14 protein-coding genes are annotated in these 17,634 nt (G+C 58.7%); 7 read left to right on the top strand and 7 right to left on the bottom strand.

Features of this window, described 5'->3' with window-relative positions; translation table 11 throughout:
- The first annotated feature begins 94 nt into the window (after positions 1 to 94).
- The 3 genes from glmU to BM069_RS00465 are packed head-to-tail and all read left to right on the top strand — an operon-like array spanning position 95 to position 3,947.
- The gene (glmU, locus tag BM069_RS00475; protein ID WP_093318936.1) at positions 95 to 1,450 is read left to right on the top strand and encodes a bifunctional UDP-N-acetylglucosamine diphosphorylase/glucosamine-1-phosphate N-acetyltransferase GlmU; all 1,356 of its coding nucleotides are present in this window, start codon (positions 95 to 97) and stop codon (positions 1,448 to 1,450) included.
- Positions 1,450 to 3,273, top strand: a complete 1,824-nt coding sequence (glmS, locus tag BM069_RS00470; RefSeq protein ID WP_093318933.1) for a glutamine--fructose-6-phosphate transaminase (isomerizing) — start codon at positions 1,450 to 1,452, stop codon at positions 3,271 to 3,273. Before glmU ends, glmS begins: the two co-directional genes overlap by 1 nt.
- Entirely contained in the window at positions 3,270 to 3,947 is a 678-nt protein-coding gene (locus tag BM069_RS00465) for a DNA alkylation repair protein (protein ID WP_093318931.1), read from the top strand. The genes glmS and BM069_RS00465 overlap by 4 nt, the downstream gene beginning before the upstream one ends.
- 4 nt (positions 3,948 to 3,951) lie before the next feature.
- On the opposite strand, the gene BM069_RS00460 is transcribed toward BM069_RS00465, so the two are convergent.
- Positions 3,952 to 4,380 (bottom strand): hypothetical protein, encoded by a 429-nt coding sequence (locus tag BM069_RS00460; RefSeq protein ID WP_093321136.1) that lies wholly within the window; start codon positions 4,378 to 4,380, stop codon positions 3,952 to 3,954.
- Between the two features lie 84 nt (positions 4,381 to 4,464).
- Between BM069_RS00460 and moaA the strand changes: the two genes are divergently transcribed.
- On the top strand, positions 4,465 to 5,469 hold the full coding sequence (moaA, locus tag BM069_RS00455; protein ID WP_093318928.1) for a GTP 3',8-cyclase MoaA: 1,005 nt from the start codon (positions 4,465 to 4,467) through the stop codon (positions 5,467 to 5,469).
- A 77-nt stretch (positions 5,470 to 5,546) separates the two neighbouring features.
- Here moaA and BM069_RS00450 read toward each other — a convergent pair whose 3' ends face one another.
- The 6 genes from BM069_RS00450 to BM069_RS00425 form a co-directional block, all read right to left on the bottom strand.
- A complete protein-coding gene (locus BM069_RS00450) occupies positions 5,547 to 6,713 on the bottom strand; it encodes a M20 aminoacylase family protein (protein WP_093318926.1) in 1,167 nt (388 codons plus the stop codon).
- A gap of 24 nt (positions 6,714 to 6,737) precedes the next feature.
- Positions 6,738 to 7,901, bottom strand: a complete 1,164-nt coding sequence (locus BM069_RS00445; RefSeq protein WP_093318923.1) for a M20 aminoacylase family protein — start codon at positions 7,899 to 7,901, stop codon at positions 6,738 to 6,740.
- A gap of 12 nt (positions 7,902 to 7,913) precedes the next feature.
- Positions 7,914 to 9,089: a M20 aminoacylase family protein gene (locus BM069_RS00440; RefSeq protein WP_093318921.1), complete on the bottom strand. Its 1,176-nt coding sequence runs from the start codon at positions 9,087 to 9,089 to the stop codon at positions 7,914 to 7,916.
- A gap of 107 nt (positions 9,090 to 9,196) precedes the next feature.
- The gene (locus BM069_RS00435; protein WP_093318918.1) at positions 9,197 to 10,543 is read right to left on the bottom strand and encodes an NAD(P)/FAD-dependent oxidoreductase; all 1,347 of its coding nucleotides are present in this window, start codon (positions 10,541 to 10,543) and stop codon (positions 9,197 to 9,199) included.
- Positions 10,540 to 11,706 carry an acetylornithine deacetylase gene (gene argE / locus BM069_RS00430; protein ID WP_093318916.1) on the bottom strand — a complete coding sequence of 389 codons (1,167 nt, stop codon included), beginning with the start codon at positions 11,704 to 11,706 and terminating at the stop codon, positions 10,540 to 10,542. Before argE ends, BM069_RS00435 begins: the two co-directional genes overlap by 4 nt.
- A gap of 4 nt (positions 11,707 to 11,710) precedes the next feature.
- A complete protein-coding gene (locus tag BM069_RS00425; protein WP_093318913.1) occupies positions 11,711 to 13,531 on the bottom strand; it encodes an ABC transporter ATP-binding protein in 1,821 nt (606 codons plus the stop codon).
- Between the two features lie 314 nt (positions 13,532 to 13,845).
- On the opposite strand from BM069_RS00425, the gene BM069_RS00420 reads away from it, so the two are divergent.
- The 3 genes from BM069_RS00420 to BM069_RS00410 all read left to right on the top strand — a co-directional run bounded on the left by BM069_RS00420 (position 13,846) and on the right by BM069_RS00410 (position 17,570).
- The gene (locus BM069_RS00420; RefSeq protein WP_093318910.1) at positions 13,846 to 15,546 is read left to right on the top strand and encodes a peptide ABC transporter substrate-binding protein; all 1,701 of its coding nucleotides are present in this window, start codon (positions 13,846 to 13,848) and stop codon (positions 15,544 to 15,546) included.
- 112 nt (positions 15,547 to 15,658) lie between these two features.
- A complete protein-coding gene (locus tag BM069_RS00415) occupies positions 15,659 to 16,666 on the top strand; it encodes an ABC transporter permease (protein WP_093318908.1) in 1,008 nt (335 codons plus the stop codon).
- On the top strand, positions 16,659 to 17,570 hold the full coding sequence (locus BM069_RS00410) for an ABC transporter permease (RefSeq protein ID WP_093318906.1): 912 nt from the start codon (positions 16,659 to 16,661) through the stop codon (positions 17,568 to 17,570). Before BM069_RS00415 ends, BM069_RS00410 begins: the two co-directional genes overlap by 8 nt.
- The last annotated feature ends 64 nt before the right edge of the window (positions 17,571 to 17,634 follow it).

The following is a 17,634-nucleotide window of genomic DNA, read 5'->3' as shown; positions in this document are numbered from 1 at the left end:
GTTACAGGGCGCAATCAGTTTTGATGGCCCGCGGCCTTGCACCCATTGGGCACTGCGATAAAACGGGCGCACCTGAATTCAAAGAGAAAACATAATGAGCATTGCACTTGTCATCCTGGCCGCGGGCAAAGGCACACGGATGAACTCAGACTTGCCGAAAGTTCTCCACCAGATCGCAAACGCCCCAATGTTGGTGCACACAATGCAAGCCGGAGCCGCCCTGTCGCCCGCGCACACCGTTGTTGTGGCCGGCCACGGCTTTGACGCCGTCAAAGCGGCCGCTCTGGATTTTGACCCCGATGCCAAGGTTGTGTTGCAAGAGGAACAGAACGGCACCGGTCATGCCACCAATATGGCGCGCGACGCACTCTCTGATTTTGACGGCGACGTCATTGTGCTTTTTGGCGACACACCGTTTGTCCGCGCCGACACGTTGGAAAAAATGATCGTCGCCCGCAAAGACAACGCGGTTGTGGTTCTTGGGTTTGAAGCTGCGGATCCGGGAAAATACGGGCGCTTGGTGATGCAAGAGTCCAGCCTTGAACGGATCGTCGAATTTGCGGATGCAACGGATGAAGAACGTGACATAACCTTCTGTAATTCTGGTGTAATGCTAGCGAAGAGTACACAATTGTTTGACCTGATTGACGCCTTGAATTCCGACAATGCGCAGGGCGAAATCTATCTCACCGACATCGTCGGCATTGCCCGTGATCGCGGCCTGCCAGTGACCGCTGTCACCTGTGACGAAGCCGAAACGCTGGGCGTTAATTCGCGCGCGCATCTGGCGCAGGCCGAAGCCATTTTTCAGGATCGCGCCCGTGCCGACCTGATGGATTTGGGCGTCACCCTGCAACAGCCGGAAACCGTGATGCTGTCCTTTGACACCATCATCGGACGCGACACCACGATCGAGCCAAACGTCTATTTCGGCCCTGAAGTCACCATTGAATCCGGCACCCGCATTCGCGCCTTTTCGCATCTTGAAGGATGCCACGTATCGCGCGGCGCAACTGTTGGCCCCTATGCCCGCCTGCGCCCCGGAGCAGAGCTTGCCGAAAACACCCATGTCGGCAACTTTGTGGAGATCAAAAATGCCGAAGTTGGCGAGGGCACCAAAGTCAATCACCTGAGTTATGTCGGTGACGCCACCGTTGGCAAAGGCACCAACATCGGTGCAGGCACCATCACCTGCAACTATGACGGCGTGATGAAGCACCGCACAGAAATTGGCGACGGTGCGTTTATCGGCTCCAACACCATGTTGGTGGCACCGGTCAAAATCGGCAATCAGGCGATGACCGGCTCTGGCTCAGTCATCACAAAGGACGTTCCGGACACGGCTCTGGCCTTGGCACGGGCTGAGCAGACGACCAAACCTGGACTGGCGGTAAAATTGTTCGAAATTTTAAAGAAAAAGAAACAAAAACGGGATCAGGAGAGCCAATAATGTGCGGTATTGTAGGGGTTCTAGGTAATCATGAGGCGGCTCCACTCCTCGTTGAAGCGCTCAAGCGGCTGGAATATCGCGGCTATGACAGCGCCGGAATAGCCACAGTCAACAGCGGTGCGTTGGGTCGGCGGCGCGCTGTTGGGAAACTGGTGAACCTGTCGGACCTTTTGGTTCATGAACCGCTCGCAGGCAAATCCGGCATTGGCCACACCCGCTGGGCCACCCACGGCGCGCCCAACGTCGTGAATGCTCACCCCCACCGCGCGGGTCCGGTGGCCGTTGTGCACAACGGCATCATCGAAAACTTCCGCGAACTGCGCGAGGAACTGGCCGCCACCGGCATCGACTTTGTCACCGAGACCGACACCGAAACCGTCGCTCTGATGACACAGCGCTATGTGCAAGAAGGCCTCGCGCCCGCGGACGCCGCGCTGAAAACCCTCTCACGCCTAGAAGGCGCCTTTGCCCTGGCCTTCTTGTTTGAGGGCGAAGACGACCTGATCGTTGCCGCCCGCAAGGGATCTCCGCTGGCCATCGGTCACGGGGACGGCGAAATGTTTGTCGGCTCTGACGCCATCGCGCTTGCACCGCTTACGGACCGCATCACCTATCTGGAGGAAGGCGACAGCGCGGTGCTGACGCGCACCAGTCTTGTGATCCGCGACGCCAACGGACAACTTGCCAATCGCGGTATCAAAAAGATCGAAATCGACCAGACCCGCGTCGACAAAGGTGGGCACAAACACTTCATGGCAAAAGAAATTGCCGAACAACCCACTGTTTTGGGAGAAGCCATCCGCAACTATCTGTCAAGCGATGGAACGGCCATTTCATTGCCAGGTGACGCGCTGGATTTCACCAAGATCAACCGCCTGACCATGGTGGCCTGCGGCACTGCCTTCTACGCCTGCCTGACAGCAAAATACTGGTTTGAACAACTCGCCAATATGCCGGTCGAAGTCGATGTGGCCTCCGAGTTCCGCTATCGCGAGCCCCCCGTCACCGAAGGCACCGTCGCCCTTTTTGTCAGCCAATCCGGCGAAACCGCCGACACGCTGGCGGCCTTGCGTTATTGCGAGGGCAAGGCCGACAAAATCCTGTCTGTGGTGAACGTGCCCGAAAGCTCGATTGCCCGCGAAAGCGACATCGCATTTCCGATTCTGGCAGGAACCGAAATCGGAGTGGCTTCGACCAAGGCCTTCACCTGCCAGCTGACCGTGCTTCTTTTGCTGGCACTGGAAGCCGCCAAACAACGCGGCACACTGGATGACGCGCGTTTTGCCGAGCTTCTGAAAAACCTCTCCGCCTTGCCCGGCTTGGTGAATATTGCGCTAGACGGTGAGCCGCAAATGGCTGCCGCCGCCCGCAAGCTTGCTGAGGCCCGCGACATTCTTTTTCTTGGCCGTGGGGTGATGTATCCTCTCGCACTTGAAGGCGCCCTCAAACTCAAAGAAATCAGCTATATACACGCAGAAGCTTATGCGTCAGGCGAACTCAAGCACGGCCCGATTGCCCTGATCGACAAGCACGTTCCCGTCGTGGTTCTAGCACCGCGCGACAGCCTTTTTGACAAGACCGTCTCCAACATGCAGGAGGTCATGGCACGCGCAGGCAAGGTGCTTTTGGTGTCTGACCGCGCTGGTCTTGACGAAGGGGGCGACGGCACGTGGCTGACCCTTCAGATGCCTTCGGTGGATCCTGTGCTCAGCCCTATCCTTTATGCAGTGCCGGCGCAATTGCTCGCCTATCACACGGCCATTGCCAAGGGCACTGACGTTGACCAACCGCGCAACCTCGCCAAATCGGTCACGGTCGAATGACCCTTGAAGACGCGCTCATCGCACTAGAAGCGCTTGTGGAGGAAGGCCGTGCCGAGGGCATGGCAAAATACCACAAGCAAAGCCGCAAGGTTCTGGGAATTTCCAACCCTGACATCAACGACCTGACCAAAGGCTGGCGACAGACCCTGACGGTTGATCAGCGCGTTGCCCTCTCCCGCGACCTGTGGAACACCGACATTTTTGAGGCCCGTCTGGCGGCATCCAAGCTTCTGACGCAGGCCCGTATTCGCCCTGATGACGCAGTGTGGAAGCTCATACAAAGCTGGCTGCCCGAGTTTGACAGTTGGGCGATCGCGGATCACGCCTGTATGGCGGGACAAAAGCGCCTGACTGCGGATCCGTCGCGCATCGACGATGTCGAAGCTTGGACCACTTCAGAGCACATGTGGACCCGCCGCGCGGCCTTGGTGATCACCTTGCCATGGACCAAACAGAATTTCCCCAAGCCCCTCGATCTGGAGATTCGGGACCGCGTTCTGGGTTGGGCTGCGACCTATGTGCCGGACCACGACTGGTTCATTCAAAAAGCGATCGGCTGGTGGCTCCGGGATCTTTCAAAACATGACGCCCCGCGCGTACACACATTCCTTGGCGCTCATGCCGATGGGATGAAGCCGTTTGCCGTCAAAGAAGCGCGTAAATACCTGAAGTAACCGCTTATTCCGCGGTCACTTCGACCTCGGTCAATTCGGTCAGCGGCAAGCTCAGCAATTGCATCGCCTGAAGCGACATGCGGCTGCCTGCCCCGCTTTCTCCGGCGATCGGGATCAGCGTCACCGCCGCCCAGCGCCCTTTGTACCAGACTTTGCCCGGTCGTGTCGTCGCGACCAGAGGCGTCTTGAGCCAGGAGCCCGGTTCGGCCGCATCTCCCAAAGAGACCACCGTTGTCCCCAGAGACCCCGCCGCGGCCACCGGACGATCGGTCTCAGAGATATCCGCCAGGGTTTCTTCACTGACCTCTTCAGGTGCCTCGACCACCGGTCCCGAAGACGCACCAGTGTCGGGTTTGGAAATCATACCGTCCAGCTGAGGCAAATCGCACCCGGCCAGAGCCGCTATCGAAAGGAGACAAAGAGCTTTTTTCATGATCTGGATCATGCACAAGCTTGTGAAAAACTACAACCTTAGGCGCACTTGCTCTGCCCTTTAATCAGGACTAGCCTAACCCGCATGACAACTCCTTTGATCGACCCGTTTCAGCGCGCCATTTCCTATCTGCGCGTCTCCGTGACCGACCGTTGCGATTTCCGCTGCGTCTATTGCATGTCCGAAAACATGACGTTCCTGCCTAAAAAGGAACTTCTGACGCTCGAAGAACTCGACCGCATGTGTTCGACCTTTGTGCGCCTTGGCGTTCAGAAACTGCGCATCACCGGCGGGGAGCCTTTGGTGCGACGCGACATCATGACATTTTTCCGGTCGATGAAGCGCCATTTGGACAGCGGTGCCCTCAAGGAACTGACGCTGACCACCAATGGCAGTCAGCTGGAGCGCTTTGCGCAAGAGCTCTACGATTGCGGCGTGCGGCGCGTGAACATTTCGCTTGATACCATTGACGAACAGAAGTTCGCCGACATCACACGCTGGGGCCGCCTGCCACAGGTTATGCGCGGTATCGAAAAGGCGCTTGAGGTTGGGTTGAAGATCAAACTGAACGCTGTTGCGCTCAAAGGGTTTAACGAGGATGAACTCTTCACCTTGGCCGAATTCTGCGCTGCGCGTGACATGGATATGACTTGGATCGAAGTCATGCCGATGGGCGATCTGGGCAACGAGGATCGCCTTGATCAATATTGGTCACTGGATGATCTGCGCGCCCGTTTGGCAGAACGCTACACACTGAGCGACCTTGCAGAAAGCACCGGCGGCCCAGCCCGTTACGTACGCCTTGAGGAAACCGGTCAGAAAATCGGATTTATCACGCCGCTGACGCATAACTTCTGCGAAAGCTGCAATCGCGTGCGCATCACCTGCACCGGCGAAATCTATACCTGTCTGGGTCAGGAAGGTATGTCCGACCTGCGCGCGCCGCTACGTGGCAGCGAAAGCGACGTCCCGCTGGAAAATGCCATCCGCGATGCGATTGCGCTCAAGCCCAAAGGCCACGATTTCGATTACTCCCGTCAGGAAGTGGCCGGGCAGATGACCCGCCACATGAGCCATACGGGCGGTTGATCCAAAGGCCTTTTCGACAATCAATAAACCCCGCGCCTCTCGACGCGGGGTTTGTTTTTCTGAACCTTTGGGATGCGTTACGCCGCAGGCATCCGCTTCTCGGCAATCTCTGCCCACCAGCTACAACCCGCCGGAATGGCGTCATCGTTGAAGTTGTACTCAGGGTGGTGCACCGATGCGCCCTCGACCCCGTTGCCGACGAGAATATAGGCACCGGGGCGCTCTTCGAGCATATAGGCGAAGTCCTCGCCCCCCATTACAAGCGGCGCCTCGTCACACTGACCTGAGATCGATTTCGCCACATCGGCGGCAAACTCGGTTTGGGTCTCTGTGTTGACCATGACCGGGTAGCCACGGTGGTATTTCACCTCAACCGTACCGCCATAAGTCGCGGCCATACCGGCGCAGATCGCCTTGATGCGCTCTTCGGCCAGATCCCGCATTTCTGCGGACATGGTGCGCACGGTGCCTTTGATCTGCACCGACTGCGGGATCACGTTATAGGCGTTGGAGGACGTCTCAAACGACGTCACGGAAACCACCACACGATCCACGGGATCGGCATTGCGGCTGGCGATGGTCTGAAGTGCGGTCACGGCTTGGGCTGCCATCACCGTGGTGTCCACGGTCTCCTGCGGTTTCGCCGCATGGCCTCCCTTGCCGTCAAAGTGGATGTCAAACTGATCGGTCGCGGCAAAGAACGCGCCCGAGCGGATCGCAAAGTTGCCGACCGGCTGTCCGGGCCAGTTGTGCATGCCATAGACTTCCTGAATGCCCCAGCGCTCCATCATGCCGTCATCACACATTTCTTTGCCGCCGCCGCCGCCTTCTTCGGCGGGTTGGAAGATCACAACAACCGTGCCGTCAAAGTTGCGGGTTTCCGACAGATACTTTGCCGCGCCCAAAAGCATCGCTGTGTGGCCGTCGTGCCCACAGGCGTGCATCGCGCCAGGTGTTTTGGAGGCATACTCAACCCCAGTTGCCTCAAGGATCGGCAGCGCGTCCATGTCAGCACGCAGGCCGATGACCTTGCCTGAGGCGGTAGATTTGCCTTTGATCACGCCAACAACACCGGTCCGGCCAATGCCGGTGACGATCTCGTCACAGCCAAAGTCCTTGAGTTTTTCCGCCACCAGCGCCGAGGTGCGGTGGGTTTCAAACAGGATTTCGGGGTTTTCGTGAATGTCACGCCGCCAGGCGGTGATTTCATCGTGCAGTTCTGCAAAACGGTTCTTGGTGGGCATGGTTTTTCCTCGCTTCGTGTTGGCTCAGGCCGCCGGCATACGGCGCTCGATCACTTCTGACAGAAAGCTGCTCCCGAAGGGAATAGCATCGTCGTTAAAATTATACTCCGGATGGTGCAAAGCGGCGCTGTCGCCGTTGCCCACCATGATGAAAGCCCCGGGACGGGCCTGCAACATATAGGAAAAGTCCTCGCCGCCCATCACAAGCGGCGCTTCGTTGCAGCCGCCGGAAATCGCCGTGGCGACCTCCTCGGCAAACATCGCCTGCTCATCGGCATTGATGGTGGCAGGCGTGATGCGGTCATAAATCACCTTGGCTGTGCCGCCATAAGTCGCGGCGATGCCAGCGGCCACTTCGCTCATGCGCGCCTCGACCATGTCCTGTGTTTCGGGGTTAAACGTGCGCACGGTGCCTTTGAGCGTCGCGGTGTGCGGGATCACGTTGAACACATCCGATCCGGTCTGAAAGCTGGTGACAGACAGTACCGCTCGGTCTACGGGGTCAACATTACGGCTGACAATCGACTGTAGCGCCGCGTGAATGTTGGTGCCGATGATGGTCGGATCAACGGTTTGCTGTGGCATCGCGGCGTGACCGCCTTTGCCCTCGATCTCGATGGTGAAGAAATCCACCGCCGCCAATAAAGGCCCGCTGCGCAGGGAAAACTCCCCAACTGGCAGGCCCGGCTCGTTGTGCATGCCGTAAACTTCCTTGATGTTGAAGCGGTCCATCATGCCGTCTTCGACCATCGCCAGCGCACCATTGCCGCCTTCTTCGGCCGGCTGAAAGATCAGCGCCACAGAGCCGTCGAAATTTCGCGTCTCGCTCAGGTACTTCGCGGCGCCCAGCAGCATCGCCGTGTGCCCGTCATGCCCGCAAGCATGCATCGCGCCTTCGTTCCGGCTCGCATAGTCTAGGCCGGTCTGTTCGGCCATTGGCAACGCGTCCATGTCGGCGCGCAGTCCGACTACATTGCCTTTGGTGTCGCTCTTGCCTTTGATGATCCCGACAACGCCCGTGCGTCCGATACCTGTGACCACCTCATCACAGCCAAATTCGCGCAGCTTTTCAGCCACCAAAGCGCTGGTGCGATGGGTGTCATACAAAACCTCGGGATGAGCGTGAATGTCACGCCGCCACGCGGTGATCTCGCTGTGCAACTCTGCAAATCTGTTCTTAACCGGCATGTCGTTTCCCCCTTACGCCTGCGCAGGCATGCGCCGCTCGACCAGTTCCACAAACCAGCTGCATCCCACCGGGATCGCCTCATCGTCGAAACGGTATTGCGGATGGTGGCACTGAAAGGTGTCGCCATTGCCAAGGAAGATATAGGCCCCCGGACGCTCCTCCAGCATATAGGCAAAATCCTCAGCCGGCAGGATCGGATCAACATTGGCATCCACCGCCGCCTCACCGACCACGGCTTGTGCCGCCGCAATCGCATGGCCGGTCTCAGCCTCGTGGTTGATCGTCGCCGGATACCCCTCTTCCCAGATCACTTCGGCGGTCGCGCCATAGGCCAGCGCAGTGTGTTCCGCGATGGCGCGAATGCGCTCTTCCGCAAGCGCACGATTGGCAGGATCAAGCGTGCGTACAGTGCCTTTGAGCGTCGCAGTATGGGCAATGACGTTTGACGCCACGCTGTCGGTTTCAAAGGTACCAACCGTCACCACAACCCGATGGATCGGGTCCACCGTGCGCGCGACAATAGACTGCAAAGACACAACAATCTGGCTCGCGACCAGTGTTGTGTCCACGGCATCATGCGGCGCCGCCGCATGACCGCCCTTGCCCGTCACCTTGATTTCGAACTCATCAGAGGACGCCAGCAAAGCGCCCGAGCGAATGGCAAAATGGCCCACCGGAATGCCAGGTGCATTGTGCAGGCCGTACACCTCTTGCACCCCCCACCGGTCCATCATCCCGTCACGGCACATCTCGCGTCCGCCGCCGCCACCTTCTTCGGCCGGCTGGAAAATCAGCACCGCCGTGCCGTCAAAATTGCGGGTCTCTGCCAGATATTGCGCCGCACCCAACAGGATCGAGGTATGCCCGTCATGACCGCAAGCGTGCATTTTGCCATCCACGGTCGAGGCATATTCCAGTCCGGTCGCCTCATGGATTGGCAAAGCATCCATATCTGCGCGCAAGCCGATGACACGGCCCTGCGTGTCGGTCTTGCCCTTGATCACGGCGACAACGCCGGTGCGGCCGATGCCTGGCGTGATTTCATCCACACCAAAATCCTTGAGGCGCGCCTCTACAAAGGCTGCGGTTTCATGCACATCAAACATCAGCTCGGGATGCTGGTGCAAATGCCGCCGCCATCCGGTGATTTCGGAATGCATCTCGCCCAAACGGTTTTTGATCGGCATGACTCATCTCCATCAGTTCATTTTGTCGCCAGACTGAATGATCATTCACCTCGATGCAAGGGGTGGTCGTTCACAAATTAACCAAAACCCTGCTATGCGGTTGGCGCTCAGATGATCGGGCCAAGCTCAATTTTGGAGCCGTCCGAAAATCTTTCCAGCCGGAACCGGCTCAGGTCATGCCCCACGTCACCCCCCGTGACCAAATCCGCCATTACGCGACCAAAGGCCGGCCCGATGCCAAAGCCATGCCCGCACATGCCGGTGCAAATGCTCAGACCCGGAATGGCGGCGGCACGGTCCACCACAGGCACGATGTCCGGCATTGTATCGATCATACCCGCCCACGCCTGTTTCATCTTGGGACGGCCAAGCGCCGGAAAAAGATCACCAAAGGTATCCAGCGCCTTTTGCAGGGGCGGCATGTGGGGTTTGGGGTTGAGAACCCGCATACGCTCAAACGGGCTTTCGGCATCCATCTGCCACGCGCGTTTGGTTGACCACGCATCGGGAAACCCACTAGGGCCAGCAGGCGAAAAATGAGTGCCCGCCCAATCCGCACGCAACTGCGGGATAAACTTGGGCAAGGCGCGAAACGCGTCCGGCCCGATGTGCAGCCGATGCCAACCGCCCGGCGCGATGGTGAACCCGCCATCAGACCGCCGCCGCCACGCCAACCCAGACATAGCCGTCGCCGGCACATCCAGATCAGGGGCAGGTTGCGTTGCCATGACAAGGGCCTGCACCGACAGCTGCGGGATAGACACACCATGACGTCGCAAAAACAACGACGACCAAGCACCGCCTGCGACCACCACTTCGGGGGCTTTGACCTGTCCCTTTTCGGTCACGACACCCGCCACGCGCCCCGCCGCGATGTCCAACCCGCGCACCGCGCAATTCTCTATGATCACTGCTCCGGCCCGCACCGCCGCCCGCGCCAGCGCCGGCACTGCAATCCACGGTTCGGCTTTCATGTCCGAAGGTGTGATCAGCGCGCCACCAAAGCTGCGCGTGATTGAGGGAAGCGCCTCGGCCACTTCGCCCGAAGACAACATCCGACTGTCAACTCCATAGGGTTTGGCGTCCCTCAGCCAACCTTCGTATTCGGATAAATCCCGTTCATTTTCAGCAAGGTAGCAAACGCCAACCGTCTTTAACCCGAGGTCTTCGCCCCCCTCTGCAGCCAGAGTTTTCCAGATCCGGTTGGCCTCGAGCATGATCGGCAACTCGGCCAAATCGCGCCCTTGTTGGCGGATCCACCCCCAATTGCGCGAACTCTGCTCTGCGGCCACGCGGCCCTTTTCCAGAACCACAGGCCTCAGACCTTTTTTAGCTAGGAAATAGGCGGTCATGACCCCGATAATGCCGCCGCCGACAATGACCACATCCGCGTCTTCGGGAAGCGTTCCGCCGTGTTCTACCGGCTGATCCATCCCCAAAGGAAAGGCGTTCATCCCGCCAGCTCCGCCAGCAAATCCCGCATGAACTGTGTGCCGGCCTCAAACTGTGCCACGGTGAGGAATTCATCGGGCTGATGGGCCTGAGCAATGTCACCCGGACCACAGATCACAGTGGAATAGCCGCCACCCTGAAAGTGCCCGCCCTCCGTGCCATAGCTCACGACACGCGGCGCGTTGTCGCCGGTCAGGCGACGCACCAAGGCCTCTGCCTCACCTGCATCTTCCGGCAGCAGTCCAGGCACATAGAACTGCTCGTTCAGCGCGATATGGCTTTCCGGCACAACCGCCTGCATTTCCGCCTCGACCTCTGCCACCTTGGCCTTGAACCGTGCGCTCCACGCCTCGCGGGTTTCATCGGGTACAATGCGGAAATCGAGCCCAAACCGGCAATCCAGTGCGGTGATATTGTGTGCGGTGCCACCCTCAATCATGCCCACATGGACTGTGGTCCAAGGCGGCTCAAAGGTTCCCGCAATGTCGCTGGGCGTTTTGGCCTGATTTTCGGCGTTCATCTCATTGGCCCACTCAATGAGCTTTGCACCATACATGATCGCGTTCACACCGGTATGCATCAGCGAAGAATGCACTTCAAAGCCGCGCACATGCACGTCAAACCCCTGCCCGCCCTTGTGGCCAGTCACAGCGCCCATCATCGACGGCTCGCCAACAATGGTGGCGCTGCCCTTGGGCAAAACCTTGTCCATACTCTCAATCAGTGGCGCCGCGCCGGTACAGCCGATTTCCTCGTCATAGCTCAGCGCAATCTGCAAAGGCCGCTTCAGATCCCCATAGTGGCCCTCGACCAAGGCCCAAATCGCCAGAGCGTCAAATCCTTTCATGTCGCAGGTGCCGCGCCCATAAAGCTTGCCGTCTTTTTCCACGACCTCATATGGATCCGTGGACCAAGGCTGACCCTCAACCGGCACAACATCCGTGTGACCGGACAACACAACGGCGCCCTCCACCTTGGGGCCCGCATGGGCAAAAAGCGCTGCCTTGGCGGGGTCAGTTTCATGCGGATGCCGGAAACTCTCGATTCCATGGCTTGAGAGATAGCCCTCAACCCAGTCAATCAGTGGCAGGTTGGTGTCGTGGCTCACTGTGGGAAACGACACCAGCTTGTCCAAAATCGCGCGAGGGCTGAGGCGCTCTGTCATGGGTTTAGTATCCCGAATCTGTGGTCAGAACATGATGCTCAGGCCCGACTTCTCGGTATTCCGACGGAGCCGCGTCATACCCGACGGGGTGAATCGGCGACGGGATCGGTTTGAAGTTCAGGTCCTTTTCCGACTTGCGCTGACGCGGGTCGGCAATCGGTACGGCCTTCATCAGAGCCTGCGTATAGGGGTGTTGCGGGTTTTCAAACACCGCACGACGCGGACCGATTTCCACAATGCGTCCCAGATACATCACGCCCACATAATGGCTGACGCGCTCGACCACGGCCATGTCGTGACTGATGAAGACATAGGAAATCCCCAACTCGGCCTGAAGTTCCATCATCAGGTTCAAAACCTGCGCCTGCACCGACACGTCCAGCGCCGATACGGCCTCGTCCGACACGATCAGTTTCGGGTTCAGTGCGAGCGCGCGGGCAATCGCGATCCGCTGACGCTGACCGCCCGAAAGCTCGTGCGGGTAACGGCGCATAAAGCTGCGCGGCAGTTCCACCCGGTCAAACAACATCGCCACTCGATCCTGTAACTCGCTGCCGGCATGGGTGCCATAGTTGCGCATCGGTTCGCTGACCTGATCCATCAACTGCATCTGCGGGTTCAGCGATGCAAAGGGATCCTGAAAGATCATCTGCATGTCCTGACGCGCCTTGTGCATCTCTTTGGGGTTCAGGGACATGATGTCCGACCCGTCGAATTCCACATGGCCCGACGTTGGTTCGACAAGGCGCAGCAAAGACCGACCGGCGGTGGATTTGCCACAGCCCGACTCGCCGACCAAACTAAGGGTCTGGCCTTTGTTCACCGTAAAGGAAATGTCTTCGACCGCGTGCACATTGGCCACGGTTTTGCGCATCAGGCCGCCCTTGACCGGAAAGCGCGTCACCAGTTTTTTCACCGTCAGGATCGGCTCGTTGGTGCCGGGAATGGGGTCGGTGCTGTGAGTGTTATCATTGAAAAGCTTCATCGGTGACGGCACATCGGTGCCTTTCATCTCGCCAAGCTTGGGAACCGCTGCCAGCAGTGCTTTGGTGTAGTCGTGCTGCGGGTTCTCGAAGATTTCTTCGACAGTGCCCTCTTCCACTTTGTTGCCGCGGAACATGACAACCACACGGTCTGCCATTTGCGCAACCACGGCCATGTCATGTGTAATGAACATAACCGCCGTGCCGGTTTCCCGCTTCAGACGATCCATCAAGGCCAGAATTTCGGCCTGAATGGTGACATCAAGCGCAGTTGTAGGTTCGTCCGCGATCAAAAGGCGCGGCTCGCAGGCCATTGCCATTGCGATCACAACCCTCTGGCGCATCCCACCCGAAAGCTCGTGAGGGTATTGTTTCAAACGCCGCTCGGGTTCCGGAATGCGCACCTCGCGCAGCAATTCCACTGCCCGCGCCTCAGCGTCTGCCTTTGACAGTTTTTTGTGCAACCGCAAACCTTCGGTCAGCTGCCGGCCAACAGTGAACACCGGATTGAGCGCTGTCATCGGCTCCTGAAAGATCATTCCGATCTCGTTGCCACGAATCGTGCGCATCAGGTTCTGATCGGTTGTCCGCAGATCCGCTTGGCCGCCTTCCTTGCGATCAAAAAGAAGTTTGCCGCCGGCGATCGAACCGCCACCGAACTCCACCAGACGCATCAACGAGAGGCTGGAAACGGATTTGCCCGAGCCAGATTCCCCAACGATACAAACAGTTTCCCCCGGATTGACCTTGAAGGAAACATCCTCCACGCCAACCACAGGTCCGTCTTTGGTTTGGAACTCGACCCGAAGGTTTTCGATCGAGGCGATGGCGTTGTCCAGCATCCCCAGAACTCCCCAGTTTTTTGTTTTTTGTCGTTTGACGCGACGCTACTGCCAAGGATTGCAAACGTCAAACACCCGCCTTTCCGCCAAACTCGGCACAACATTTTGCCACCTGACCCCAAGATAGTTCCGAAACGAGCCCTTGCATTTTCCACCTCACTGGTCTGAGATGCTGCCAGTCGAGAGGGGATATGAACAAACATTCAGCGTTGCTGCCGAGCGATTCGGAGCACGGCCTTTCCTGACAAACAAAAACTAGGCAATTCAAATTTGCCTAAAATGCGCGGGCAACCGCGCGCAACATGGAGTGAGACATGAAAGTTAAAACTTTGATGCTTGGCGCTGCAGCAGCATTCGCAATGGCCCCCGCGGCCATGGCGGAGCGCGGCTCGGACGGCCACGTAAACATCATCTATTGGCAGGCGCCGTCGATCCTGAACCCGTACCTGTCGTCAGGCACCAAGGACGTCGAATCGGCATCTCTGACCGTTGAGCCGCTGGCCCGTTATGACGAGACCGGCAAAATGGTTGCGTTCCTGGCCGAAGATATCCCGACGGTTGCAAACGGTGGCGTGTCCGAAGACCTGAAGTCGATCACCTGGAAGCTGAAAGAGGGCCTCGTTTGGTCTGACGGCTCCGCTTTGACCTCCGCAGACGTGAAATTCACCGCGGAATACTGCATGCACCCCGAAGGCGGTTGCGCGCAGCTGTCTTTCTTTGACGGCGTTGAAAGCGTTGAAGCGCTGGACGACCTGACCGTAAAAGTGACCTTCGCCGACGCGAAGCCGAACCCCTACGGCCCGTTCGTAGGTGGTCAGTCCCCGATCATCCAGAAAGCTCAGTTCGAAAACTGCATGGGCGCGAAAGCTCCTGAGTGTACCGCTGAGAACTTTGGCCCGATCGGCACCGGCCCGTTCGTTGTGACCGACTTCCGCACTAACGACGTGATCCAGTACGAAGCCAACCCGAACTACCGTGATCCGGCAAAACCGGCCTTCGCGACTGTGACCTTCAAAGGTGGCGGCGACGCAACCGGCGCAGGCCGCGCGGTTCTGGAAACCGGCGAATTCGACTACGCTTGGAACCTCCAGCTGGCACCCGATGTGATTGCCAAGATGGAAGAAGGCGGCAAAGGCAAAGCCATCGCAGGCTTCGGCCCGCTGGTTGAGCGTCTGGAAATGAACCTGACCGACCCGTCTTCCTCGCTGGAAGAAGGTGTTCGCTCCACCGTTGCAGCCCCTCACCCGTTCCTGTCCGACATGAACGTGCGTAAAGCGCTGTCCATGGCGATCGACCGCGAACTGCTGGTTGAGATCGGCTACGGCAAAGCAGGTAAAGTGACCTGTGATCTGGTTCCGGTTCCCGCGAACTATGCTGCTGGCAACGACTACTGTGCCACTCAGGACATCGCTGGCGCCAACGCTCTGCTGGACGAAGCCGGCTGGGTTAAAGGCGGCGACGGCATCCGCGCCAAAGACGGCGTGAAACTGTCGATCCTTTACCAGACATCCACAAACGCCGTGCGTCAGGACTTCCAGGCCCTGATCAAACAGTGGTGGAGCGAGATCGGTGTTGAAACCGAGCTGCGCAACCTGTCTGCGTCCGTGTTCTTCGGTGGTGACCCCGGTTCGCCCGACACCTTCCAGAAGTTCTATGCTGACGTTGAGATGTATGCCAACACCTTCAACGGCACCGACCCTCAGCAGTATCTGGCGGCCTATCGCTGCGGCAACGAGCCGAAGCCTGACAGCCAGTGGCAGGGTGAGAACATCAACCGCTTCTGTGATCCCGCATATGACGCTCTGATCGACGAACTGGCACGCACCGGTGACATCGAGAAGCGCGGCGAGATCGCCAAGCAGATGAACAACATGCTGACCAAAGACAGCTACACCATCGTGCCGCTGGTGCACCGTGGTCGCGTCTCCGCACACGCCAACTCTCTTGGCGGCGTGGTCCTGAACGTTTGGGACTCCGAGCTGTGGAACGTTGCTGACTGGTACCGCATGAAGTAATCGCACTTTGGGGGGCGGACTTTCGGGTCCGCCCCTTTCTTTCGGCCCCGCGCAGGCAGGTCGCTGCGCTCATGGCTCAAAAACAACAGACGCATAAACAAAGGCGCCACTCATGCTGACCTTTACAATTCGCCGGTTGATCCTTGCGATCCCGACGCTCTTATTCATCTCACTCGTGATCTTCCTGCTGCTTGAACTGGCACCGGGCGATCCCATGGCGCAGGTCCCCCTGACCGTGCCACCCGAAGTCAAAGAAAAAATGCGCGAAGCTCTTGGCCTTGGGGAGCCAATGCACGTGCGATATTGGAAATGGCTGGTTCAGTTCTTCTGGATCGAGCCGCAGGTGATGTTTGACCACATGTTCGGCACCACCTATTCCGAAGACAAGCTGCGCGTGATCTCATGGCAGCACCGCGGCCCCGTCATGGACGTGGTTGTCGAGCGCCTGCCGCAGACTCTCTGGGTTGTGGGTTTCTCCTACATCGTGGGCATCCTGATCGCGCTGCCCATCGGCATCTATTCTGCCTACAAGCAGTATTCGATGTTCGATCAGGCCGGTACGTTCATCACTATGATCGGCTACTCGATCCCGCCGTTCTTCACCGGTCCGCTGGTGATCGTGATCTTCTCGGTTCAGCTTGGCTGGTTCCCGTTCATCTATGACACGACGCATCAGGTGACGGATTGGGACAGCTTTGTCTATCAGCTGCGCCAGATGATCATGCCCGTGATGGTGCTTGCCATGCAGACCACTGCCCAGATCAGCCGCTACATGCGCGCCTCGATGCTGGACAACCTCAATCAGGACTATGTGCGCACCGCGCGTGCCAAAGGCCTGAGCGAGCGCGTGGTGGTGCTGGTGCACGTACTGCGCAACTCGATGATCCCGGTTGTGACCGTGATCGCTCTGGGTCTCCCAGCGGTCTTCGGCGGCGCAATCATCACCGAGCAAGTGTTCTCGGTGAACGGCATCGGCGGTCAATTGATCGGCGCCATTCAGGCCAACGACCTGCCCACCGTGCAGACGCTGACCTTCATGTTCGCCATCCTGATCGTGTTCTTCAACCTTATCGCAGACGTGCTCTACGGTATTCTTGATCCGAGGATCCGCTATGACTGATATGTCCAACACGGAACCCACCACCCCGCCGCACAGCCAATGGTACGACGTGTGGCACCAGTTCAAGGCCCACAAAGGGGCTTTGATTGGTGGTATCGTCTTCATCGTGATCGTGCTCGGGGTCTTCATCGGCCCGTGGCTCTGGCCCTATGACGCGACCTTCATTGACATCCGCTCCCGCAATCAGGGGCCAAGCCTGGCGCATCCCTTTGGCACCGACCAGCTTGGTCGTGACCTTCTGGCGCGTATGATGGCGGGGGGGCAGACCTCCATCGCCGTCGGCCTGACAGCCATGGCGCTGGCGCTGGGTCTTGGCAGCCTTGTCGGGATCACCGCGGGCTACTTCAAGAAACTGGACGGCCCGCTGATGCGTCTGACCGACCTGTTTCTGGCCCTGCCGATCCTGCCGCTTCTGCTGGTGATGATGATGCTCTTCCGCGAACCGCTGTCCGCAGCTGTTGGCCCTGAGCGTGGGATTTTTATCCTGATCGTGGTTGCTATCGGCATCACCTCGTGGATGCCCACCGCACGGATCGTGCGCGGCGATGTTCTGGCGATCAAGGAACGTGAATTTGTTCTGGCTGCCCGCTCTATCGGGACGTCCAACAAAAACATGATCACACGCCACATCCTGCCCAACGTGCTGAGCCCGATTATGGTGTCGGCAACCTTGGGGATCGCCAATGCGATCATCACCGAAAGCGCGCTGTCCTTCCTCGGGCTCGGCTTCCCGCCGGACTTCCCGACTTGGGGCCGCCTGCTGAACGATGCGGTGCAGTATCTGCAAGACTATCCGGAACGCGTGTTCTGGCCCGGTCTGGCGATCTCGCTGACGGTTCTGTCGGTGAACTACCTTGGCGACGGCCTGCGCGACGCGCTCGACCCGCGCATCCGCGGACGCTAAGGCAAAGCGAGATCACACAGAAAAGGCCGGAGCAGATTGCTCCGGCCTTTTTCTTTGCCCCTGC

Origin of the sequence: Shimia haliotis, from assembly GCF_900114415.1 — a bacterium.
Classification (GTDB): Bacteria; Pseudomonadota; Alphaproteobacteria; order Rhodobacterales; family Rhodobacteraceae; genus Shimia; species Shimia haliotis.
The sequence above is the reverse complement of the archived record's forward strand: the minus strand, read 5'-3'. Positions and strand labels throughout refer to the sequence as shown.